The organism is bacterium (genome assembly GCA_035380285.1).
In the GTDB taxonomy this organism is placed as follows: domain Bacteria; phylum Auribacterota; class Erginobacteria; order Erginobacterales; family DAOSXE01; genus DAOSXE01.
Genome location: DAOSXE010000005.1, coordinates 53,170 through 74,494, shown reverse-complemented (window position 1 = coordinate 74,494; position 21,325 = coordinate 53,170). Strand labels below are relative to the sequence as shown.

The 21,325-nt window shown below is 67.0% G+C and carries 22 protein-coding genes and 1 pseudogene; 8 read left to right on the top strand and 15 right to left on the bottom strand.

Annotated features, from left to right (window positions below):
* Window position 1 precedes the first annotated feature (1 nt).
* The 9 genes from PLZ73_03130 to PLZ73_03090 form a co-directional block, all read right to left on the bottom strand.
* Complete coding sequence (locus PLZ73_03130) at window positions 2-1,831, bottom strand: histone-lysine N-methyltransferase (GenBank protein HOO76858.1); 1,830 nt, start codon at window positions 1,829-1,831, stop codon at window positions 2-4.
* A 106-nt stretch (window positions 1,832-1,937) separates the two neighbouring features.
* A complete protein-coding gene (locus tag PLZ73_03125) occupies window positions 1,938-2,750 on the bottom strand; it encodes a tetratricopeptide repeat protein (GenBank protein ID HOO76857.1) in 813 nt (270 codons plus the stop codon).
* The gene (locus tag PLZ73_03120) at window positions 2,672-3,190 is read right to left on the bottom strand and encodes a C39 family peptidase (GenBank protein ID HOO76856.1); all 519 of its coding nucleotides are present in this window, start codon (window positions 3,188-3,190) and stop codon (window positions 2,672-2,674) included. The genes PLZ73_03125 and PLZ73_03120 overlap by 79 nt, the downstream gene beginning before the upstream one ends.
* 2 nt (window positions 3,191-3,192) lie before the next feature.
* Entirely contained in the window at window positions 3,193-3,543 is a 351-nt protein-coding gene (locus PLZ73_03115) for a hypothetical protein (GenBank protein HOO76855.1), read from the bottom strand.
* Between the two features lie 128 nt (window positions 3,544-3,671).
* Window positions 3,672-4,634, bottom strand: a complete 963-nt coding sequence (locus PLZ73_03110) for a HEAT repeat domain-containing protein (protein HOO76854.1) — start codon at window positions 4,632-4,634, stop codon at window positions 3,672-3,674.
* A 157-nt stretch (window positions 4,635-4,791) separates the two neighbouring features.
* Window positions 4,792-4,965: a 4Fe-4S binding protein gene (locus tag PLZ73_03105; GenBank protein ID HOO76853.1), complete on the bottom strand. Its 174-nt coding sequence runs from the start codon at window positions 4,963-4,965 to the stop codon at window positions 4,792-4,794.
* Window positions 4,966-5,040: 75 nt separating this feature from the next.
* The gene (locus PLZ73_03100) at window positions 5,041-5,877 is read right to left on the bottom strand and encodes a 4Fe-4S binding protein (protein HOO76852.1); all 837 of its coding nucleotides are present in this window, start codon (window positions 5,875-5,877) and stop codon (window positions 5,041-5,043) included.
* Window positions 5,878-5,880: 3 nt separating this feature from the next.
* Complete coding sequence (locus tag PLZ73_03095) at window positions 5,881-6,033, bottom strand: thioredoxin (protein HOO76851.1); 153 nt, start codon at window positions 6,031-6,033, stop codon at window positions 5,881-5,883.
* Between the two features lie 5 nt (window positions 6,034-6,038).
* On the bottom strand, window positions 6,039-6,566 hold the full coding sequence (locus PLZ73_03090; GenBank protein HOO76850.1) for a TlpA disulfide reductase family protein: 528 nt from the start codon (window positions 6,564-6,566) through the stop codon (window positions 6,039-6,041).
* A gap of 99 nt (window positions 6,567-6,665) precedes the next feature.
* Here PLZ73_03090 and PLZ73_03085 point away from each other — a divergent pair, with 99 nt between their 5' ends.
* A complete protein-coding gene (locus tag PLZ73_03085; GenBank protein ID HOO76849.1) occupies window positions 6,666-7,259 on the top strand; it encodes a hypothetical protein in 594 nt (197 codons plus the stop codon).
* Here the strand turns inward: PLZ73_03085 and PLZ73_03080 are convergent.
* The 3 genes from PLZ73_03080 to PLZ73_03070 are packed head-to-tail and all read right to left on the bottom strand — an operon-like array spanning window position 7,256 to window position 11,467.
* A complete protein-coding gene (locus PLZ73_03080) occupies window positions 7,256-8,257 on the bottom strand; it encodes a DUF1573 domain-containing protein (GenBank protein HOO76848.1) in 1,002 nt (333 codons plus the stop codon). The genes PLZ73_03085 and PLZ73_03080 overlap by 4 nt on opposite strands.
* A gap of 37 nt (window positions 8,258-8,294) precedes the next feature.
* Window positions 8,295-10,031 carry a DUF4091 domain-containing protein gene (locus tag PLZ73_03075; protein HOO76847.1) on the bottom strand — a complete coding sequence of 579 codons (1,737 nt, stop codon included), beginning with the start codon at window positions 10,029-10,031 and terminating at the stop codon, window positions 8,295-8,297.
* Window positions 10,028-11,467, bottom strand: coding sequence for a transglutaminase domain-containing protein (locus PLZ73_03070; GenBank protein HOO76846.1), 1,440 nt, complete (start codon window positions 11,465-11,467; stop codon window positions 10,028-10,030). The genes PLZ73_03075 and PLZ73_03070 overlap by 4 nt, the downstream gene beginning before the upstream one ends.
* 71 nt (window positions 11,468-11,538) lie before the next feature.
* Here PLZ73_03070 and PLZ73_03065 point away from each other — a divergent pair, with 71 nt between their 5' ends.
* Window positions 11,539-12,345, top strand: a complete 807-nt coding sequence (locus tag PLZ73_03065) for a YdcF family protein (protein HOO76845.1) — start codon at window positions 11,539-11,541, stop codon at window positions 12,343-12,345.
* Here PLZ73_03065 and PLZ73_03060 read toward each other — a convergent pair.
* Window positions 12,342-12,956, bottom strand: coding sequence for a hypothetical protein (locus tag PLZ73_03060; GenBank protein ID HOO76844.1), 615 nt, complete (start codon window positions 12,954-12,956; stop codon window positions 12,342-12,344). The two genes, PLZ73_03065 and PLZ73_03060, sit on opposite strands and share 4 nt — an antisense overlap.
* Before the next feature lie 84 nt (window positions 12,957-13,040).
* Between PLZ73_03060 and PLZ73_03055 the strand changes: the two genes are divergently transcribed.
* Complete coding sequence (locus tag PLZ73_03055) at window positions 13,041-13,421, top strand: zinc ribbon domain-containing protein (GenBank protein ID HOO76843.1); 381 nt, start codon at window positions 13,041-13,043, stop codon at window positions 13,419-13,421.
* A 24-nt stretch (window positions 13,422-13,445) separates the two neighbouring features.
* Here PLZ73_03055 and PLZ73_03050 read toward each other — a convergent pair whose 3' ends face one another.
* A complete protein-coding gene (locus PLZ73_03050) occupies window positions 13,446-14,564 on the bottom strand; it encodes a hypothetical protein (protein HOO76842.1) in 1,119 nt (372 codons plus the stop codon).
* Window positions 14,565-14,648: 84 nt separating this feature from the next.
* On the opposite strand from PLZ73_03050, the gene dcd reads away from it, so the two are divergent.
* From dcd to PLZ73_03030, 4 genes and pseudogenes are all read left to right on the top strand, one after another.
* Window positions 14,649-15,152 (top strand): dCTP deaminase, encoded by a 504-nt coding sequence (gene dcd, locus PLZ73_03045; protein HOO76841.1) that lies wholly within the window; start codon window positions 14,649-14,651, stop codon window positions 15,150-15,152.
* Complete coding sequence (locus PLZ73_03040; protein ID HOO76840.1) at window positions 15,149-17,269, top strand: VacB/RNase II family 3'-5' exoribonuclease; 2,121 nt, start codon at window positions 15,149-15,151, stop codon at window positions 17,267-17,269. Before dcd ends, PLZ73_03040 begins: the two co-directional genes overlap by 4 nt.
* Window positions 17,270-17,307: 38 nt before the next feature.
* Entirely contained in the window at window positions 17,308-17,775 is a 468-nt protein-coding gene (locus tag PLZ73_03035) for a hypothetical protein (GenBank protein HOO76839.1), read from the top strand.
* Window positions 17,772-18,419, top strand: a pseudogene (locus PLZ73_03030) (glycosyltransferase family 39 protein). The gene PLZ73_03035 and the pseudogene PLZ73_03030 overlap by 4 nt, the downstream one beginning before the upstream one ends.
* An 893-nt stretch (window positions 18,420-19,312) precedes the next feature.
* On the opposite strand, the gene PLZ73_03025 reads toward PLZ73_03030, so the two are convergent.
* The gene (locus PLZ73_03025) at window positions 19,313-20,422 is read right to left on the bottom strand and encodes an SGNH/GDSL hydrolase family protein (GenBank protein HOO76838.1); all 1,110 of its coding nucleotides are present in this window, start codon (window positions 20,420-20,422) and stop codon (window positions 19,313-19,315) included.
* A 64-nt stretch (window positions 20,423-20,486) separates the two neighbouring features.
* Here PLZ73_03025 and PLZ73_03020 point away from each other — a divergent pair, with 64 nt between their 5' ends.
* A complete protein-coding gene (locus PLZ73_03020) occupies window positions 20,487-21,305 on the top strand; it encodes a zf-HC2 domain-containing protein (protein ID HOO76837.1) in 819 nt (272 codons plus the stop codon).
* Window positions 21,306-21,325: the final 20 nt, after the last annotated feature.

Here is a 21,325-nt window from a genome sequence, read left to right as displayed (position 1 = left end):
GTCAAACGTCCTCGTCCTCGAGCTTGGCCGCGTCTTCGAACTGGATGTCCGCTCCCAGGATGCCGACGATCTCCTCGCGGTCGTCCCGGATGGGGGTGGAGACGGTGATGCAGAGCTTCCCGTCGAACCGGGAGATGTAGAAATCGGTCAGGTGGGTTTTCCCGTCCCGGATGGGGTTGATGAACCAGCTCCGGTCCGCGAAGTCCTGGTGGTCGATGAATTCCCGGTCGTAAGCCGCCCGGGAGTAAGGGTGGGTCACGTTGGGGGTGATCTTCTTCCCCCGGATGTCGGTGATGTAGAGGTACTTGATGAAAGGCTCCGCTTCCAGGCACTGCTCCAGGACGGGCACCTGCCGGGAGGGGTCCATGGAGCGGATGGCGCCGTCCGCGGCCAGGCCTTCGACGATCCGGCTGGCGATGCTCCTCACCCGCTCCTTGATGTGGTCGAATTCGGATTTGAAGAGGTGCGGAAGGTGTTTGCGGATCTGATGGTGCATCTCGTCGGGGGAGATGGAGGTGGTCCTCCCCTCCTGGTACTGGGTGTCGATCCAATCCCTGATGTTGACCACTCCCGGATGGGCCTTGTTCAGCTTCCCGGTGTCGAGATCGGTCTGGGTCTGTATCCAGTAGAGGATCCCCGAAATCCCGGATTTGTCGGTGACCGATACCGTGGGCGGCCGGTTGAGGATGGCCTTGGTGTCGAAGATGTTGTAGATCTCCTCGTTCTTGATGGCGCCGTCCGCGTGGATTCCCGCCCGGGTGACGTTGAAGTCGCGGCCGACGAAGGGAGTGTTGGGGGGGATGCGGAACCGGATGACTTCCTGGTAGTAATGAGCGATTTCGGTGATGACGGAGAGGTCCATCCCGTTGGTGGATCCGGTCAGGCCGGCGTAGTGGATGCAGGCGCCCTCGATCGGGGGGTTGCCGGTCCGCTCCCCGAAGCCGAGCAGGGTGGCGTTGAGCCCGGCGCAGCCGTAGAGCCATGCGGCCAGCCCGGCGGCGGTGACCAGATGAAAATCGTTATGGCCGTGCCATTCCAGCCAGTCCTTGGGGACTCCGGCTTCCTTGGTCATGGCCCGCACCAGCTTGGGAACGCTGCGGGGCAGGGCGGCTTCCGCCCAGGGCACTCCGTAGCCCATGGTGTCGCAGAGCCTGATCTTGATCTTGGCCTTGGCTTCCTTGGCCAGTTCCATCAGCCTCTGGGCGAAGGGAACGATGAATCCGTAGATGTCGGCCCGGGTCACGTCTTCGAGGTGGCAGCGGGGAATGACCCCTTCCGCCAGGGCGGTCTTGACCAGCCCCAGGTACTTGTCGAGGGCTTTTTCCCGGGTGAGGCCGAGTTTGAGGAAGATGTGGTAGTCCGAGGCCGAGGTCAGGATCCCGGTCTCCTTGAGTCCCATTTCCTTGACCAGTTTGAAGTCGCTGGCCACGGCGCGGATCCACCCGGTGACCTCGGGGTAGCGGTAGCCCCTTTCCAGGACCTGCCGGACCGCTTCCTTGTCCTTGTCGGTGTAGAGGAAGAACTCGCATTGGCGGATAACCCCCTTGGGGCCCCCCAGCCGATGGAGGAAATCGTAGATGGTGAGAATCTCCTCCGCGGTGTAGGGAGGGCGGGCCTGCTGCCCGTCGCGGAAGGTGGTGCAGGTGATATAGATATCCTTGGGCGGGTCGGTCGGGATCGTCACCCCGTCGAAGGCCAACCGGGGCACTTCGGAGTAAGGGAAGAGGTCGCGCCGGAGGTTCGGTTCGTCGACGTGAACCACGTCGAGTTTTCTCCCCGTGGGTTCCCTCCAAACGTCGCTGTCGGGTCGAATAAGGCTGAAATTTTTCATCGCATGCTCCTTGCCTGTCCAGGCCGATCGAGTAACTATACGAAAAAGCGCCGCGGCAGGCAACCTTTCGCCGCTTGGGGAAAGAGTCCTCGCGGCCGTCGGCTGTTCAGGAGTCGGGGACCTCCCGCAGCCGCCGGCGCAGCTCCCGGGCCAGGGCGGAAGGAGGGCGCAGATCGAGGGCGCGCCGGTATTCTTCCCGGGCGCCGCGGAAATCCCCGCCGGCTTCCAGCACCATCCCCAGATGATAGCGGGTCTCGGCCCGGGCGTCGGGCGCGTCGGCGGGGGGCAGGTCCAGGGCTTCTTCCAGGACGGCCCGGGCCCGTTCCCGGTCGCCGGCGCGGTAGAGGGCCCAGCCCAGGGTATCCAGATAGGCGAAACGGGGTTCGGGGTCGGTTTTCAGCGCCCGTTCCGTCAACTCGACGGCTTCCCCGGGATCTCCCCCCATCCTCAGGACGACCCAGGAGAGGTTGTTGAGGGCGGCGGCGTCGCCCGGGTCGGCGGCCAGGGCTCGACGGTAGGCTTCTTCGGCGTTGGGGAGGTGGTTGAGCTTGACCCAGACGTTGCCCATGTTGACCAGGGGAAGAACGTAGTCCGGGCGCAGCCTGACCGCCTCGCGGTATTCGTCCAGGGCCCCGCGCAGGTCTCCGCCCCGTTCCAGGGCCACTCCCCGGTCGTTGTGCCGGGCCGCCTCGGTTTCGGGATCGAGGGTCTCTCGGCGGGGGGCGAGAAGTTCGGCGGCCTGATCGACGTCCACCCCCAGAACGTTGACGCGGTAGGAAGAGCAGCCCGACGCCAGCAGGAGCAGGGAGCAGCCCAGGATCATGAGGCCGGCGGCGGTCTTCACGGCCAGGAAGTTTTTCTGCGGACGACCAGCATCCAGTTCCCGCTCCCGTCCCAGTCCCGGCCGAACGCGTCCCACTCCAGGCGAAGATCGCGGCTGCGCCCGGAATGGACGGTCAGGGTCCGGCTTTCCCGGTCGTAGCCGCGGACGACCATGAAATGGTAGTTCCCGCTCCCGCCGGGGACCAGGACTTGGACGATGACGGGGGCGCCGGCGTCCAGGGCCTGGAAGATGTCGTCACGACTTCCGGAAAAGGCCTCGGCGTCGAACCCGTGGCGCCGGGCGGCCTGAAGAAGATCGAGGTTGAGAGAACCGTCCAGTTCCGGACGGTATACTTCCCGGGCGAGGCTCTCCTGGTCGAACTCCACGCCGTAATAGTTGAAGACCATGGCCAGGCACGCGGGCCCGCAGTATTCGCGCTCCTGGACGACGAAAGGAACCTCCAGGAACGTTCCCCCGCTCTCCGCCGCGAGCGCGGCCGCGCGGCAGGCCAGGAAGAGAAAAAGGAGCCGGTTCAAGATCAGTTGTTGACGAAGAAGTACACCCCGGTGACGGCCGCCAGGACGACGATGATGACCAAACCGGCGGAGAGGGCCTTCTTGTAGCCGTCGTCGCCGGCGCCGACGCGGTTCCGTTCCAGGGCCGCCGCCGCGGTGGCGACCTCCCGGTCGGAGAGACCCGCCACCCTGGTCTCGGCATCGTGCCGGCTGAAGCCGATCGCCTCCAGGCTCGACACCAGGAGTTCGCGCTCGGGCGCCGCCGAGGCGCCCCGGGAGGATACCAGCGCACCGGGAGAGGAGGGGACGAGGCAGACGCCCGCGCAGACAAAGGCGATTACCAGAAAAGGACGGTTCAAAAAAACAGCTCTCATCAGGGTTGTACTCCTCGCGCTCTGCCGGCGCCGCCGGCTCCACGATTGCCGCAGCAAGACTACCCCCATCCCCGGAGATAATCAACCCGCATTATTGCTCCGTCCCCCGCCCGCCGCGGGGCCCGCGCTCACCCGCCCGCTCCGGGCGCCCTCTCCGCCGCCCAGGTTTCCCAGCGCCGGATCGCTTCCCGCCGTTTCTCCTCGGGCGCCCCGGGATCGAAGCCGAAGTCGCTCCCCGAGATTTCCCGGAGGAACTCCACCGCTTCCTCGCTGACCGCGTTTTCCTTGTCCTCGACCGGAGAGGAGAGGTTGGCGACCAGGAAGGGGATGCCGTCGTCTTCCCCCATCCAGGCCAGGGCGCGGGCCGCGTGGTTGACCACCCAGGGGCTGGGGTCGTTCAAACGGCGCTTAAGGTCGGGGATGGCCTGACGGGCTTCCAGTCTTCCGAGCGAAGAGGCCGAGAAGGAGCGCACGTACGAGTTGGGGTCGTCGAGGGCACGGATGAGCGGGTCGATGGCCTTGGCCGAGCCGAGTTTGCCCAGGGCGCCGGCCGCCGCCGCCCGCACGTAGTTGTTCTCGTCGTCGAGCAGGGGCAGGACCATGTCGACCATGGCGGGATCGGCGGTTTCGCCGATCCGCGTGACGGCGATGTGCCGGACGTATCCGTTGTCGTCTCCCAGCGCCCTGATGATCGCCTGACGGGCCCGGGGATCGTCGTAAAAATTAACCAGGGCGCCCACCGACTGGTAGCGGACGTAGCTGCTTTCGTCGGATGCGGCGTCGATCAGGCCGGGGATGGCGAGGGGATCGCGGATTTTTTCCAGGGCGGCGGCCGCGAACCGGCGGATGGTCTCGTTGCCGTCGCGGAGCATCCCGATCAGGTGGGGGGTGGCGACCGTGTCCTCCGGGGTGGCCGACTCGGAGAGAGCCTTGACCGCGGCCAGCCTGACCAGATATTCCTTACTGGCCAGGTCCCGGGAGTATTCCAGGTTGTTTTTTTCCTTTTTCTCCCCCCCGCTTCCCCCGCACCCGGAAAGAAGGCACAACCCCGCCGCCAGGGCCAGTTCGAGGACGATGCGCGTCTGTCTCATCAGCCCACTCCAGGTTGACGTGCTGATTCTTTTATAATTTTAACATAACGGCCGCCGTATGATTACGGAAAAAACGCGGTTGGGCGCCGGTTGTCGGAGACGGAAAAGGCCCGGCGGGAGGGTCTCCCGCCGGGCCCGTCCGCGGACGTCCGGAAACTCAGTCCCCGGGGCTGATGGCGCTGACCGGGCAGACCTCGGCGCAGGCGCCGCAGTCGATGCATTTTTCCGAATCGATCATGTAGATGGGATCTCCCTCGGAAATCGCGTCCACCGGGCATTCCGCCTGGCAGGTCCCGCAGGCCACGCAGTCGTCGCTGATCTGATAAGCCATGGTTGCCTCCGTGTTCGAGAGTTAGGCTCCGTTGCAACTCAAGATAGCCGTCCCCGTTCCCGAGTCAATAAAATTTTAACGGGTTGTCGCCGCCGTCGTCCGCCGGGGCCCCCCCAGGGAAATGGCCCCCCCCGGGCAGCGCCCGACGCAGCGCATGCAGCGGACGCAGGCTCCGGAATCGATCCCCCCCCGGTGAGGCTGGAGCCCCATCGGGCAGACCTCGGCGCAGGCGCCGCACCCGGTGCAGTTTTCCCGCGACAGGCGCAGGCCCACCAGGGCCGTCCGATTGAAGAATCCGTAGAAAAGCCCCAGGGGGCAGGCCGCCTGGCAGAAAGGCCGGTACCAGAAGACCGAAGCCAGGCCGAAGGCCGCCAGGATGGCGAGCTTGAGGCCGAATACGATTCCGGCCAGGTCGCGGATGCGGGGGTCGAAAAGGAAGAAGGGCACTCCTCCCTCCAGAGCGCCCGCCGGGCAGAGCCAGGCGCAGTACCCCGGTTTTTCCAGGATGAGGGGAACGAGAACGATCAGGACCGCGGTCACGGGCCAGCGCAGGTGCCGCAGTCGCCGGGGGAAGGGGAAGACGGGCGAGGGGATCCGGTGGAGCAGTTCCTGGAACAGCCCGAAGGGGCAGAGCCATCCGCAGACCATCCGCCCCAGTCCTCCCCCGACGGCGAGGAGAAAACCGCCCAGGTAGAGGGAGAAATGGTAGGAGCCGACGGCGATGAAATTCTGCAGAGCGCCCAGGGGGCAGGAGACCGCGGCGTAGGGGCAGGCGTAGCAGTTGAGACCGGGGCAACAGGCGGTTTTCAGCGGTCCCCGGTAAAGGCCGGTCAGGGAAGGCTGTCCCAGGAGAAACGCGCAGTTCCAACCCAGGGCCGCCAGAAATTGAACCGCTCTCCTCGCCGGGGCCATGGTTCAGCCCAGCCCGATGCATTCCAGGCAGAGGAAGCTCCCCTTGGCCCTGACCTCCGCTCCTTCGCCGAGGAAGAGCCCGGCCAGCAGCAGCAGCAACCCCGCCAGCACCAGGACGGCGCCCTTCGCACCCGGGAAGCGAAACCTCGGCTTCATCGCTTTCAGGGGGCGCCCAGCAGCCCTTCGATCTGTTTCTCGAATTCTTCGGGGGGGTGGAGGCCGACCATCCGTTTGCGGATGACCCCCTCCCGGTCGATGACGAAGGAGGTGGGGATGGCGCTCACCCCGCCGTAGGCTTCGGCTACAGCCGGCGTCCCCATGAGAATGGGGAAATCGATCCCCAGGGAGCGGGCGAACTGCCCGACCGTCTCCCGGTTTTCTCCCTGGACGTTGACGGCGAGAATGACCAGCCCGCGTTTCCGGTATTTTTCGTCCAGGCCGACGAAACCGGGCATCTCCGCTCGGCAGGGGGGGCACCAGGTCGCCCAGAAATCGACGATCACCACCTTGCCCCGGTAATCGGAGAGGCTCACGTCCTTCCCGGAGAGGTCGCGCAGGGTGAATCCGGGCGCCTGCGTCCCCTCGGCCCCGCCGCCGCCCCGGCCCGCGGGCACGCGCCCGCAGGCCCCGGCCGCCAGTATCACCGCGGCTGCGGCCGCCGCGCTCCGCCAATAAACGAACCTGCCCATATCGCCTCCTCGGGTTGTTTCCGGCCAGCATATCCCGGAACCCCGGGAGCGTCAAGCGGGCTTGCCCCGCGGCTGGGATTCCCTCATACTGGCGGGGAGATGAACGCCGTCTGCTGCATGTTCTGGCTCCTGGCGTCCGCGCCGCCCGCGCCGGCGCCGCCGACCCCGCCGCCGGAGACGGTCCGGGTCATAGTGGAGGGAGTGGCGCCTTCCGCGGAAGCCACGAGGCTGGCGGCTTTCTCCTCGATCCGGGAACGGCTGGAAGGGGTCGATTTCGCCGTTCTCCTGGGGAGATACCCCGCCTTTTCCTACGCTCCCTCCGCCCGGACCGTGGATTACCGGGAGACCCGGCTGGTCGAGGTCAGAAGGCTCGAGAGCGGGTTCTTCAAGGGGCTGCTCGAAGTCGAGGCGCCCGCGGACCTGGTCGAGCCCCAGGAAGGCCTCCGCGAATACTACGGGCGGGGAGAGGCCGTCCTGGCCCAGGAGGGAAGCGCGCTGGCCGCCCGGCGCACGGCCCAGGAAGCCGCCATCAACGACGCCATCCTTTCCGCCGTCCGGGCCCGTTACCCCGAGACCTCGGTCTCCGACCGGCTGACCGGGCGCCTCTACTACCTGGGCAGCGTTCGGGAAGGGATCCGGGAGGGAAAATACGAAATCCTGGTCCGGATCCGGATCGTCTTCGACCGGGACTAGGCTCCCGGTCGGTCTTCCGGATAGTAGGCCGTCATCGGAAGTTCGATGCGGGGTTGGCTGGGGTCGTTGGTCTGGAACGACAAGGTCCCCCGCCGTCTTCCCGGGATCGGTTCCCCCTCGGGCCGGACGGTGAGGTGGAACTCCCGGCCCGGGACCGTCTCCTGCAGGTCCAGGGAGAATCCTTCGAGGGAGATCTGGGGGCGGGTCACCCGCAGGTCGGGCTCTCCCTGTTTGGTGATGACGATCACCTTCTCTTCGTGACGGACCAGGTTGTCGCGGTTGAAAAAGAACATCCGGGGCGAATAACTGATCAGGCCGACCACGTTGACCCGGATCCTGGCGTTGATCTGGGGGCATTGGGGATGGTCGAGTTTGGCCAGCAGCGTCCCCGAGTGTTGGCCGATGGGAGCGTCGGGGAGCACCCTGACCTCGACCTCCACCGGCCGGTTGTCGGCGCCGACCTCCATCTCCCCGGAGGGCACCGTGGCGGCGATGAACTGGGGGGTGGCGCTGACCGAGGTGATCCGGAATGGCCCGGCGGCGGGGACCAGGGAGACGGTCTGGGCGGCGCCCTCTCCGTGGACGACTTCCTGGAAGACGACCGATCTGGGTTCGAAGGCGGCCACCGTCTGGACGTAACAGGAGATTTCGAGCTGGGCGTTGGGGAGTCCCGGATCGTTGGAGTAGACGTAGACGGTCTTGCGCTGATTGCCGGAGCGCCGGGTGGTGTTGAATTCGACCTTGATCGTCCCCTCGGCGCCGGGAGGAACGGTTTTCTGGGTGACGAGGGCGGCGGTGCAGCCGCAGCTGGTCTTGACCCGGTCGATCACCAGGTCGGTGTCGCCGACGTTGGTGAAGGAGAAGGAGTGTGCGGCCTTGTCCCCCTCCCAGACGGTGCCGGCGTTGAAGGCGGTTTCCGCGAAATCGATCCGGGGGGCCGGAGACGGGGTGGGGGCGGCGCCGGCCGCGAGCAGGCAAACAATCAGGGCGGTTTTCATTTTGGAGCCTTTCCTCTGGACAGTGTTTAAAACCGTATTATCTCGAAACCGGGTCCGCTTCGGCCAGGGCTTTTTCTCCCCGGCGGCCAAGGACGTCTTCGATCATCTCCCCGATCCGGTCGCGCGCCCGGTACCAATCTTCCGGGTCCCGGCTCCAGGCCCGGGGGTCTATCCCATAGGCTCCGGCGACCCCCAGGCCCTTGCGGACGACGGACCTGACGGTCGGTTCGACGTCCAGTCCCGCCCGCCGGGCGATCCGGAAGTACTCGTAATCCTGAATTCCCCGCCGGAGGGCCTTGAGCCGGAAGGAGGGCACCGGTCCCTTGATCGCCCTAAGACCGACGGTATCGAGCTGCCGCCCCGGGTAGAAGAGGTACATGTTCCCGTTGTCGGTGTCGAAACTGAGCGGGTCCAGGTAAGGGTTTTCGCTCCAGAAATTTGCCGCCCAGTCGAAAAATCCGTCGCAGCCGTAGATCCAGGCCATCCAAGCCCAGGTCCGGAAGGCCAACCCCGTGGCGTCGATGCACATCAGGCCCACCGACGGTTCCCCGGCATGGTAGAAGAAACAGCGTTCGCCTTCCCCTTGGCGCTTTCGGGTTTCTTCCGGCATGTAGGCCGAAGCCCGGGGGGCCCACCAATCGACGATCCCGTACAGCGCCGGGTGGGGGGGGCAGGTGTAGAAATAGTTGACTCTTCCCTCCGAGGCCCGGCGCAGGGTCCGGCCCCAGGCCTCGACCGTGGGGTGGGTGGGCCCCATCTCGTCCCAGACGTAGGCGAAGGCGTCCTCCAGGTTCCATCCTTGTTCGTCCCAATGCCTGACCAGGTCCCTCGTGTAGGCCTCCAGGACTTCTTCGCCCGGGTTCCACCGTTCGGGATACGGCAGTTCCCAGCAGGCCGGCGGAGTCCCGTCGGCGAAGAGACTGCCGTCGAGGACCGTTCCCAGGTAACGGTCGTAGAGAGACCAGTCGACTCCCTCGGTGGAAGAGGATGCTCCCGCCGGCATCAGGCCCCAATGCCCGTTGCTGAAGCCGTGTTCATGAGCCATGATTTCGTACTGCTTGAGAACTTCCCAGGTCTCTTCCCCCAGTCTCCAGGGCAGGCCCTCGCCTCGGCTCCACCTGGCTCCGTAGAGATCGAAGAAAACCGGCAGGGACGGGCGGTCGGGAAGCGAGAAACCGCGCACCTTCAGGACAAGGTTCAGGCGCCGCAGTTCTTTCCCTTGCGCGGCCAGGACGATTTTCCCCCGGTAGGTTCCGGCCGGCGTGCCCGGGGGGATGGCGCAGTCGACCCAGATCGGGAGGTTGCGGTCCGGGACCAGCTCCAGGGGAAGGGCCAGATCCTCCTTCCCCGGGGAATAAGGGTCCCGGAAGGGGATCAGCGGGTCGGGATATTCCCCCGCCCCGGTGGAGCCGGCCCGGTCGGTGGGGACGGATACCGTGATATAGCGTTCGGCAAAAAAGGAAACGGCCCCGGAGGGGATCGAGGTTCCCGGAGCGTCCCCCTCCAGGCCCGAGGCCTCCAGGGCCGCCCCGCTCACGGGCCGGGGGCTGCGCAGGACCAACTGAAACGCGACCTGTTCGTTGGCGGCCCCGGTCAGGGAAACGGTTCCGGTTCCCGCGTCCCAATGGTAGTTGGCGTCTTCCGCGGGATCGTCCGGGCCGACCTTGCGGCTTTCTCCCGTGGCCCAGAGTGCGATCGCGGGCGGGATCTCTCGCCCCCCGGTGCAGCCCGCGAGGAGAAACACCCCGGCGCAGAGGAGGACCCGCGCGTTCACGGGGCCGTTCCCCCGGGTTCCCCCCGCGTTTCCCAGCCGGTGACCTCGATCGCGAGGTTGCCGATCATCTCGGCCAGGACGCAGCTTCGGTCGAGCGGGCCCCTGGCCAGGGCGATATGGCCGGGGTCGACGCCGATCTGTCCCAGGACGGGATCGAGGGAATACCAGTCTCCCGCCCAGACCTCGGCCCACTGGTGGTAATAAAAACGGCCGTCGGAGAGGCAGACCAGCCCGGTCACCATCCGGGCCGGAATCCCGGCAGCGCGGGCCAGGGCGATGAAAAGGGTGGCGTGGGCCTTGCAGTCCCCCTCGCCCGCTTTGAGGACGGAAACCGCGTCCGGCAGCGCGACCATGAAGTTCTTCTTCAGGGAGCGGTGCACCCAGAGGCAGATATCTCCCGCCGCCGCCAGGGCGTCTCCGCTTTCGCCGGCCGCCGCTTCCGCCGCCGCCGCGATCGAGGGGTCTTGCGCCTGAAACTCGGGAGTGGCGGCCAGAAACCGGGAAAAGCCGGCCGGCAACGGATTCCGGGGTTTCGGGGCCGCCTCGCGCCGGGTCACGATCCGGCAGGTTCCGCCGGGTTCCGCGAACGCCTCCTGCCTCGGGGACGAGGGGAGGGCGTAGCCCGGAGGCAGCCCGGATATCCTCAGGCTCAGCGAGGCGAGGCCGCCGGGGTCGGGGGGAGGGGACGACGGCTCGATCGAACTGAGGCTGACGATATCGCCGGGGTCGTTCGCCCTCCGCGCCTCGGTTTCGCTCTCCTCCTTCAGGACCAGGTTCCCCACCCGATTTTCGATCAGGAAGTAGGAGCCGTCGATCCGGGTCTGCGAGGAAACGTTTATCTCCGGGTAAGCGGTGGAGAGCACGAAGTCGGGCCCCGCGCCCGGGCCGCGCCCGGCGGCCGTTTCTATCGCCTCCACCCGCCGCCGGTACCGCAGCGGCTTGAGCAGGGTGAGGTCGAAATCCCATCCGGTTTCTTCGGTCCCCGCCGGCGCCCGGTCCCGGACCAGGAAATAATCGCCGTAGCAGTCCCTGAACGTTACCCGCGCCGAAGGCGCGTCCCGGGGGGCGCCGTCCCCTTCGATCCGGAATCCGTCGCCGGTCCAGGCCCCGGAGAGGCGGGTCCGGGAGAGGACGCTGTCGATTTCGCGGCGGAACCGGGTCATGGTCCCGGCGGCGTCGAACTCCTGAACGGTTCTCATTTCCAGGGTTTGTTCTCCTCCGGGAAACGATATCCGGTAGTGCAGGAGCGCGCTCAGCCGGAGCCCGTCGGCGTTCCTCTCCAGATCGGTGTAGCCGTGCCCCGATTTTTTCTCCATGACGTAGATCCCGAACCAATGCCGCCCCAGCCACTGCGCGGGGATGTTTTCCTCTCCCCGGCTCCGGAGAACGGGGGAGAACAGAAAAACCAGCGCGGTTATGGCGGCATAGCGGGTCACGGCATCCCCTTGGTGGGCGTGAGCCGTTATAGTAGACTAATTCCGCCCCGGATGAAAGAGGAGGTCTCGGAGTGTTCGTCGTCCTCAAGGTGGTGAAACTGCTGATCATGCCGCCGGCCCTGGTCGCGTGGCTGCTGGCCGGCGCCCTGGGCGCCCTGCTCCGGCACCGGCGGCGCCCGGCGCTGCTGATGCTGGCGGCAGCCCTGGGGTTGTACTGGGGGCTCTCCGCCGATCCGATCGCCTATCTGCTGGTCCGGAGCCTCGAAGCCGAAATCCCCCCCGCCGGCGAACTCCGGGCGGGCAGCGTGGACGCGATCGTGGTCCTGGCCGCGAGCGCGGCGCGCGCCGGAGGTTCCCGGCCCCGCCCCGAGCTTTCCGGAACCGCCTGGAAACGGTTCTGGCGCGGGCTCGAACTCTACCGCGAACTGGAAGGGAGCGCGCCGCTTCTCTACAGCGGCGGCAGCGGGGATATCTTCCGCTCGGAGCCGGTCGAGGGTTCCCTGGCCCGGAGCTACGCGGTGGCGATGGGCATTCCCGCCGCCGCGGTCATCCTGGAAGAGCGCTCCCGCAACACCGACGAAAACGCGCGGGAAACCGAAGGCCTGCTCCGCCGGATGGTTCCCTCGGGTCGGCCGCGGGTGGCGCTGGTCACCTCCTCCATCCACATGCCCCGCGCCCTCCTGGCCCTGGAGGAGCGCGGGATCGACGCCGTGCCCGTCCCCGCCGATTATCCCTTCGGAGAATACCGGTTCACGCCGCTGGGGCTCGTGCCCCGGGCGGAGACCTTTTTCCTCTCCTCCCGCTGCCTCCACGAATGGCTGGGGATCGCCTGGCACCGGTTCCGGGCCGCGCTCGGGGTCGTCGGCTCCGGGGGTTAGAAGTCGAAGAGGTTGGGCCGGGGGGTGGGAGTGGGAGTGGGGCTGGGGAGGGTGGTGGGGGAAGGAGTGGGCCGGTAATTGATCAGTTCGGATACGATCTGGGCCTCTCCCTCGTTCAGGTTCCCGCCGATGACGATGTCGTTGGGATGGAACCTGGTCCCGAGGGTAAAGACGTCCCGGATCCTTCCGTTCCAGACCATGACCGCGGTGCGCCCGATGTTGCCCAGGACCGCTTCGTCCATGAGGTTGTTCCCGTCGTTGGTCAGTCTCACCCGGATGAAGGCCCTTTCCTCGGAGACATGGGGAACGGCGCGGAAGAAAGCGTCCTGGGTGAGGAAAGGCCGCTCTTCGGTTATGATCCAGTCGGTGTCGTTCCTCCAGGCTCCCGCGCCCTCGGCCCGGCTCCAGCTGAAAATCCGCCCGGGCCGGGCGAAGTAGAAAGCCAGGTCGAAGGGAGTGCCCCGGGGGACGGGGGTCGGTGCCGGGCGCCGCGCCCGGGCGGGAGGCGGGGTGGGGGCGGCGACGGCGGGGGGGAGCGGGGTGGGGGCGCCCGCCGCCGCGTCGGCGGCGGAAGCCCCCAGGAACGCGATTATGATCGGAATCAGTTTCATGGTTTCGACCTTCCCGGATTGACGTTCACGGTATAATAAACCGAGCCGCGGGTAAACCGCGGATTATCGCGGAGGAGAACGAGGTTGCCCATATACGAATACGCCTGCCCGCGCTGCCGACGTATCTTCAGTTTCCTGGCGCGCTCGACGTCCCGTCGCCCCCCGGTGAAATGCCCCCGCTGCGGCGGGAAACTCCGCAAGCTCGTCTCCACCTTCGGGATCGGCCGGTCCGAGGAAAGCCGACTGGCCGGGATGGCCGATCCTTCGTTCTTTTCCGGCCTCGACGAGCGCGACCCCGGCAGCCTGGCCCGGTTGATGCGGAAGATGGCCGGAGAGAGCGGGGAACCCCTGGACGAGGAGATGGAGGAAGCGTGCCGGCGCCTGGAAGCGGGAGAGGACCCGGGATCGGTGGATGATCCGCCGGGTTCGGACGGGTGGTCCCGGGACCCGAGCCTCTACGAATAGGACCGTCCGCGGCGCCGGGGCGGTTCAGTCCGACCGTCCCGACGAAATCCGCCGCAACCTGCGCCGGGCCAGTTCGACCAGGCTGCCCGCCCCCGACCGTTCCCGGAGGCGCCGGAGCCAGGCTCCGGCCGTTTCGTAGACGGCCAGCAGCCGTTTCTCGTCCACCCCCGCCCAGACCTCCCGTTTCCGTTTCAGGTACTCGGCTTGGGGAAGTCGATACTCCTCGGCCGGCCAGCGCTCGCGGTAGGCTTCCTCCAACGTCGTGCCCCGCACCCCCAGGGAAACCACTTCCTCCCAATAAGCCGACAACTCGGCGAAATGCTCCTGGGGGTTGAACGCCCGGGCCCCTCCGTCGTAAATCACGCACCGTTCCAGGGGCGCGGTTTCGGAGAGAAACTGGCTCTGCTCGAACTCGGGAGCGAGCAGCGCCGGGAACCGCATCAGGTCCGTGCCTTGCACCTTCAGCCGGGCTTCGGTCTTGGAATCGGCGAGGTGGAACTTCCCCTCGAGGTAAAAGAGGTAGGTCGTATGGTAGCCGCGGAAGGAGGCCCGCATCAGCGCGTCGAATTCGCTCAGGGCTTTTTCGATCTTATGGCAACCGACGGTGAAGAAGACCAGGTTGCGCACCGGCCGCCCCAGATTCTTGGCCATGCGGCCGATGATCTGCAGGCCGTTCTTCATGGTTACGCCCGTGGCCACGATTTCTCCGATGAAGAGCGTGGCGTTGCGGGGCAGTTCGATCTTGCGGTAGGCGTCGTCGCGGATGAACCATCGGCCGTACTGGTCCCGGTCCCGCTGGGAGGTGATGAAGGAGGAGAGGTGCTCGTTGAACCCCCAGGCGTTGTAAAGGGCTTCCCGGATACCGAAGTTCAGTCCCGAACGGAGAAAATGGACGACGCCGCTTTCTTCGGGGCAGAACCGCCGCCGCTCCTCCGGGTCCGGGAATTGCCCGAGAATGCCCTCCACCGCCTCCTGGAGGCGCCGGGTGAATTCGACCCCGACGGTCTCGGGAGTGTTGAGCAGCGCCCGGGAAGAGGGGGTGGAGGCGCAGTAGATCTCCAGTTCGGGGGAGTGGGTGGAATCAAGCCGATACAGCGAGAGATCCGGGGATTCGACAATCCGGCTGAGAGCATTCATTGCCATGATCATAGCAGTTCCCGTAGGATAGAGCCCACGGCAAACATCCGAAAAATATCCGCCGTCAGGCGAATCCGAAGGAGGAACCGGATGAGCGTCATCGCCCGCAGCGAATTGAAAAAACTGATCCGGGAGGGGGTCATCCGCATCGAGCCGCTGGCCGCGTCGCAGATCGGCCCGGCCTCGGTCGATCTGCATATCTCCAACCGGTTCTGGGTATACGACAAGGTTCGGGACATATTCCACGTCGACGACGCCGCCGACTACCGCAAAGTCAGCCGGGAGGTCATGGTCAAGGACTATTTCGTGCTCATGCCCGGAGAATCGGTGATGGGGATAACCGTCGAGAAAATCACGCTTCCCGAAAACATCTGCGGGCGGCTGGAAGGCCGCAGCCGTTTCGCCCGACTGGGCCTGCTCGTCCACATCACCGCCAGCTTCATGCAGCCGGGCATCTCCAACCACCAGATTCTGGAGATGTACAATGCCAGCCCGATCCCGCTGGCGATCCACCCCGGCACGCGCATCTGCCAGTTCGTATTCGAGTATACGATCGGGAAGGGGAAATACCGGGGGAGGTACGTGCGGCAGTGAGCGCTTCCCCCCGCCGCCGCCCCGGCGCGGCTCCGGCCTCGCCCCGGGCGGTCCTGGAACTCTTCGCCGGCGACACCTCCCGTTCCTTCTCTCCGGCGGAGATGGCCGCGCGCCTGAAGATATCCGGGCGCCATCGGGGGAGCCTGAAACGCTCCTGCGAGGATCTGGAGCGGGAGGGGCGGCTGGTCCGCCGCGGCCCGCGGTTCCGGCTTCCGCCTCCGCGCTCGGGCGTGATCGAAATCAACCCCCGGGGGTTCGGGTTCGTCCGTCCCGACGACGGGGGCGAGGATCTGTATATCCCGCCGAACGGTCTGGGGAACGCGCTGCCCGGCGACCGGGTCGAGGTCGATCTTCTTCCCGACCTCCGCGGCCGGTCTTCCCGCGCCCGGGTGGTCGGGGTCCGGGAACGGAATCCCCTGCCCGTGGTCGGAGTCACCCGGCGCGAGGGGAGCGAGACCCGTTTCGTGCCCGATGGGGGCGCATTTCCTCGGCCCGTGGTGCTCTCCGAACCCAGGGAGAGCGGCTGGAAGGTCACGGCCCGGATCGTGGCGGATTCGGAATCCGCGTCGCTCCTGCGGGGGGAGGTGGTCGAGGTGCTGGGGCGCGCCGAAGACCCGGCCGTGGACACGATCGCGGTCCTGCGCCGCCTGGGCGTGCCGGACGGTCCCGCGGCCGAGGCCGAGGCCGAGGCCGCGGCCTGTCCTTCCCGGCTGGATCCGTCCGTCCGCGCCGGGCGTCTCGATCTTACCGGGTTGCCCCTCTTCACCGTCGACCCCGAGGAGGCCCGGGATTTCGACGACGCCGTCTCCCTCGAGGAGGCGCCGGGGGGGAACGTCCGCCTGGGGGTTCACGTCAGCGACGTCTCCCACTACGTTCGCCCGGGGTCCGAACTGGACCGGGAGGCCCGGGAGCGCGGGACCAGCGTGTACCTTCCCGCCCGGGTGGTCCCCATGCTGCCCCCCCGGCTCTCGGCCGATCTCTGCAGCCTGCTTCCCGGAAAGGACCGTCTCGCTCTTTCCGTTTTCCTCACCTACACCCCCGAGGGCGAACTGATCGAGAGCGGTTTCGATTCCACGGTCGTCCGTTCCCGCCGCCGTTTCACGTACGCGGAAGTCGACCGCCTCCTGAGCGGCCTCGATGCGCCTTTCCGCCGCCGCGAGGGCCCGGCGGCCGAGGTCCTCGACCGGATGGCGGGCTTGGCCCGGAAACTGCGGGAAAAGCGTTTTTGCCGGGGGGCTCTCTCCCTGGAACTCCCCGGGGAGAAGATCCGGTTCGATTCCCGGGGAGCGATCGCCGCCATCGAACTCGAAGGAGAGGATTTTTCCCACGCCCTGATCGAGGAGTTCATGCTGGCGGCCAACGAAGCCGCGGCCGTCTGGATGAGCGCGCGCGGTTTCGCCCCGGTTTACCGGGTTCACGCCGAGCCCGACCCCCGGGCCCTGCGCGCGTTTGCCGCCTCCGTCCGGCCGCTGGGTTTCTCCATCGGGAACCCCGGCGACCGCGAGGCCCTCCGGGCATTTCTGGCCCGGGTTCGGGAAACCCCGCTTTCCCGGGTCCTTCAAACCGCTTTCCTGCGCTCGCTCCGCCCGGCCGAATACGCCGCCGGGAACATCGGGCATTACGGCCTGGCCTCGGCCTGCTATGCGTATGTCACCTCCCCGATCCGCCGCTATCCGGACCTCCACAACCACCGCTTGATCAAGGCGGCGCTGGGAGTCGCCCCGGCCCCCCCTCCCGAGGATGTCGGGGCTCTGGCCGAGCGCTGCACCCGGACCGAACGCCGCGGGGCCGCCGCCGAAAGGGACATGATCGAACTGCGCAAGCTCCAGTACTTTCGGCGACGCCTGGACGGAGCCGAGGAAGGAAGCTTGCGGGGAGTGGTGGCGGAGGTCGGGAAATACGGAATCACGGTTTATCTCGACGACTACCTGATCGCGGGCTTCCTCCCCGCGCGCAATCTGGGAGGAGGGGACTATCGCCTCGACCGTTCGGGAACGGCTTTGCGCGACCGCCGCGGCGGCCGGGCTTTCCGGCCGGGGGACGAAGTGCCGGTCAGGATCGCGGAGGTCGACCTGCCCAACCGGGAAGTTCTTTTCGCCCTCGACGATTGGGGCTGATCGCGGCGGCCGGCCGCCCGCCGCAAAGGAGGATCGATATGCCGAAGCTGGGAACGGGAAGAGAATTCGCCTACGGCTGGACCGTTCTCGACGAACGCGGGCGGCTGCGGATACCCCCGGATGCCTGCCGCGAATACGGAATTCTTCCGGGGGACCCCCTGGTGGTCCTGGGGGGGAACGAAGGAGAAGGATTCGGGGTCGCCCGCCTGGAAACCCTGAAGCGTTCCCCCATGCGGGTCATTCTCGACCGCTACCCGGAACTGGCGGCGCCGGAAGTCGGCGCCGAAACCATGGTCGAAGGCCGAAGCCGGTATTATCTCCGCCTTCCCGCGGGAGAGGAGGGGACCGTGTCCCTCTCCTCCGCGAGGATGGAGGTCCTGGGGATCGGGCCCGGGACCCGGTTTCTGGCCCTGAGGGGAAACGAAGTGATGATCAGTTTCGTGGGGGGGGGAGAACTGTTCGAAACGGCCCGGGACCGGGAGGACCTCCCGTCGTGGGAGGGATGAGACGCGGCGCCGCCATCGCGTTCGTAGGGCTCCTCGCCCTCGGGGGGTTCGGCCTCCGAAGCTGGGGAATCGGGTACGGCCTCCCCTGTCTGCGCTGCCGCCCGGACGAGGGCCGGCTGATCGAAACCGGCCTGGGCCTCGGCCGGAGCGCGCCCGATCCCGGTTACTATATCTGGCCCCACTTCCCCTTTTGGGCGGCCCGAGGATTCTCCGAACTTCTGGGCTCGGTCCGGGGGGAAGTGCCCGGATCCGGGTATTACCGGGACCCGGCAGCCTACCACCTCTGTTTCCGCTTTCTCTTCGCCCTTCTGGGCGCGGCCACCGTCGCGCTGACGGGAGCGCTCGGTTTCAGGTTCTTCGACCGGTTCACCGGGTGCGCGGCCGCCGCTTTCGCGGCCGTGGCCTTCCTTCCCGTCCGGGAATCGCATTTCGTCCTTCTCGACGTTCCCGCGACACTGGCCGCGGTCGGAGCGTTCCTGGTCCTGGCCGGCGTCTGGAAGCGGGGGAGGGGGCGGGATTACCTTGTCGCCGGCCTCTCGATCGGCCTGGCCGTCTCCATCAAGTATTACGCGGTATTTCTGCTGGGTCCCTTGCTGGCGGCTCACGCTTCCCGCGGCCGCCCCCGCCGCCCCCTGTTCCTGGCCGGGAGCCTGGCCGCCGCCGGGCTGACGTTCTTCCTGCTCAACCCTTTCCTGGTCCTCCACGTTCCCTCCGCCTGGACCGGAATCCGGGACGGCATCCTGAAATCGCAGTACCTGCACGGATTCGAGCTGGTTCCGGAAACGGCCTCGGGGCGGGGAGCCTGGCACCATCTCGTCTTCTCGCTGCGTTACGGCCTGGGGTTGCCCTTGGAACTCCTGAGCCTGGGAGGGGTCGTCATGGCCGCCTTGTCGCTGCGCCGTTCGGTCCCGGCGCGGTTGCTCCTGGCTTTCGCGGTTCCGTTCTCCCTGGCGCTGGCTTTCCAGAAATCGTGTTTCATGAGATACACCATGCTCCTCGTCCCCTTCCTCTGCCTCCTGGGGGCGTGGGCCTTGCGTCGGCTGACGGCGCGGCTGGGGGTGGGCGCCGCCTGGGCGGGGGCCCTGGCCGCGGTTCTGGCCCTGGAGCCTCTCTGGAGGGATATCGAGTTCGACCGGTTCGTCTCCTCGCGCCCCGACAGTCGGCTGCTGGCCGGCGACTGGATGGAGAAAAACATACCCCGGACGCGCGGGCTTTTCTTCGGGAACCCCTTGATCTTCGGCCGTCCCCAGGGGTATGCGGCCTACCCCCGGCGTTTGAGCCCGGGGCCGAGCCTGGCGGCCCCGGAGTTCAACCGGATTCTGCGCGCAACGTCCGGCGCGCTGGTCCTGGACGAGCATCCGCTGGAATACTCTCGCCTCGATCCCGCGCTCCGGCGGCAGTTGACCGAGGGAACGGTTCCGGTTCGCCGGTTCCGGGGCAGCGGCGCGCCCGCGGCGGTCTTCGACCCCTACGACGCTTTTTACGTGCCCGTGGCCGGGTTCGCCTCCGCCGTCCGCCCCGGCCCCGACATCGTTTTCTACCTGCCCGCCCCCTCCCCGTTTTCTTCCGGACCGAGCTCGGGCGGTGCCTCCGGGACGGGGGCGAACACCCGGGGAGCCAAAAACGCCGCCAGGGCGGCATGGCCCTCGCGGGAGAGGTGAAGTTCCCCTTCCTGCCCGGGGAGGAAGCAATCGATCCGGTACGCTCCGGTCCCCGTCTCCTCGAAGGCGGGGAGCGCGTCCAGATAACCGACGTTCAGGCTCCGGCAGAACTTCCGCAGACGCTCCTGCGGGGCCATGACCTCTTCGCGGCTTCCCCCCGCGTTGAGGGCGGCCAGCTGTTCCCGGGCGGGAAGGCCGACCACCGTCACCGGCGCCGCCGCGTTCATGCCCCGTAAGCGCGGGCCCACCGCTTCTCCATAGGCATCCCACCATTCCTTCAGGAAGGGGACCAGGCAGGTGTTGTTGAGCCCGGCCAGGGGGCGGAGCCCCGGGTTGTCGGAAAAGGCGCCGCGCAGGAACCGGAGCTTGAGGGAACGGCAGTGCGCGGCCAGAAGCCCTCCCAGTCCCGCCACCTCCTCCGAGATCCGAAACCGGTCCTCCCCCCCCCAGACCCACTCGAAGCGGAGGAGGTCGTTGAGGCAGAAAAAAATGAAGGCGCGCCTCCAGGAGATCCCGGCCAGGTATTTTTCCCAATACCCGATTTCCTGATGGGTGCTCCACCCCGGGCAGGCGCCGGTCAGCACCTGCAGGCCGGCCGGCGCCTCTTTTTCCAGGCGGGCCGCGAACGAATCCTCGCGGGGGAGGTATTCCCCGTAGACGACCGAATCTCCGAGAAGAAGAATGTGGTCGGCGCCGGTTTCGGGTTCCCGATCCCCCAGCATTCCGTAGGAATCGGTTTGGTGGGGAAGGGTGCGCGAATCGTGGCGCCGGCCCCGGAAGGATGGTTTGAGCCGGTAGGAGATGTCGGGATCGAAGCAGAAGATATTGCCGGCGTCCCGGTCCAGGACCCGCTCGATCATCGCCCGCCGTTCGGCCTCCGTCGGCTGCCCGGGGGGACGGAGGAGGAGCCGGGCCAGCGCCGCCGCTCCCCCGGCGGCACCCGCCACCACCAAACCCAGGAAAAGCCAATGCAGTGTCCGCTTCATCCGGCTCCCCGATCTTGACATCGTCTCCGGTTGTCGTAGAATACCGATGAGACAAGGATAACAATTGGAAGCCGGCCCTGACAAGTTCGCCTGCCGGACCGCGTGGCGGGACCTGGACGGTTTTCTGGACGGGGACCTGACCGACTCGGAAACCGAGGACCTCAAGCGGCACCTGGCCGCCTGCCCCGATTGCCGGAAGGAACTGTCGCACCGCCGCCGCGCCCGGGCCCGGGGCCCGGCCCCGGCGCCGGTTCCGGGAAGCGACTGGATGGCCCGGGTTGAACAGCGACTGGCCCGGAAAGGGCCCATGGAGGAGGTGTTACGAGCCATGTTCTTGCCTTGGGAGAAAAAAATACCGCTCTGGTCGGCCGCCGTGGTTCTGGCGGCGGTGGTCGTTCTGGTTATGACCCAGGTCGGGTGCGACGGCGGCAGCTGCCCCGTGGCCCCGTCCGGATCCGGGGAAGCCGCCGCCGCCCCGACCGCGCCGCCGGCGACCCCGCCCGCCGCCGCCCATCCCCGCCTCCGTTCCGCTCCTTCCGGGGGCGTGCTCATCATCGAGGAGCCGGAAGGCGGCCCTTCTTCGGGTGGGCCTCCTCCGGAGATGGTTTTTCAGGATCATTTCGTCACCCTCACGTCCTCGGACCCGGGAACGGCCCTGGTCGCCGTGGAAAACACCGTGGGAGAATTGGGGGGACAGCTGATCGGTTATCCCATCACCGGTTTCGAGAACGTGGAGGAGAACGAACGGGTGGTGGTCTTCGACCTCGGGGGGTACAAGGACTTTCTCGATCGGCTGAAAACGCTGGGGGAATTGACGTACGAACCGGTTAAAAACTCGGAGTTCGTGACCGCGAAGGTCACGGTCGTGCCCGAACAGCGATAAATCGGGACCAAGGAGGCGGT

Coding starts and splice junctions, on each gene's coding strand:
- PLZ73_03130 (HOO76858.1), bottom strand. CDS start 1,831: ATGAAAAATTTCAGCCTTATTCGACCCGACAGCGACGTTTGGAGGGAA.
- PLZ73_03115 (HOO76855.1), bottom strand. CDS start 3,543: ATGAGAGCTGTTTTTTTGAACCGTCCTTTTCTGGTAATCGCCTTTGTC.
- PLZ73_03110 (HOO76854.1), bottom strand. CDS start 4,634: ATGAGACAGACGCGCATCGTCCTCGAACTGGCCCTGGCGGCGGGGTTG.
- PLZ73_03105 (HOO76853.1), bottom strand. CDS start 4,965: ATGGCTTATCAGATCAGCGACGACTGCGTGGCCTGCGGGACCTGCCAG.
- PLZ73_03100 (HOO76852.1), bottom strand. CDS start 5,877: ATGGCCCCGGCGAGGAGAGCGGTTCAATTTCTGGCGGCCCTGGGTTGG.
- PLZ73_03095 (HOO76851.1), bottom strand. CDS start 6,033: ATGAAGCCGAGGTTTCGCTTCCCGGGTGCGAAGGGCGCCGTCCTGGTG.
- PLZ73_03090 (HOO76850.1), bottom strand. CDS start 6,566: ATGGGCAGGTTCGTTTATTGGCGGAGCGCGGCGGCCGCAGCCGCGGTG.
- PLZ73_03085 (HOO76849.1), top strand. CDS start 6,666: ATGAACGCCGTCTGCTGCATGTTCTGGCTCCTGGCGTCCGCGCCGCCC.
- PLZ73_03080 (HOO76848.1), bottom strand. CDS start 8,257: ATGAAAACCGCCCTGATTGTTTGCCTGCTCGCGGCCGGCGCCGCCCCC.
- PLZ73_03060 (HOO76844.1), bottom strand. CDS start 12,956: ATGAAACTGATTCCGATCATAATCGCGTTCCTGGGGGCTTCCGCCGCC.
- PLZ73_03050 (HOO76842.1), bottom strand. CDS start 14,564: ATGGCAATGAATGCTCTCAGCCGGATTGTCGAATCCCCGGATCTCTCG.
- dcd (HOO76841.1), top strand. CDS start 14,649: ATGAGCGTCATCGCCCGCAGCGAATTGAAAAAACTGATCCGGGAGGGG.
- PLZ73_03035 (HOO76839.1), top strand. CDS start 17,308: ATGCCGAAGCTGGGAACGGGAAGAGAATTCGCCTACGGCTGGACCGTT.
- PLZ73_03025 (HOO76838.1), bottom strand. CDS start 20,422: ATGAAGCGGACACTGCATTGGCTTTTCCTGGGTTTGGTGGTGGCGGGT.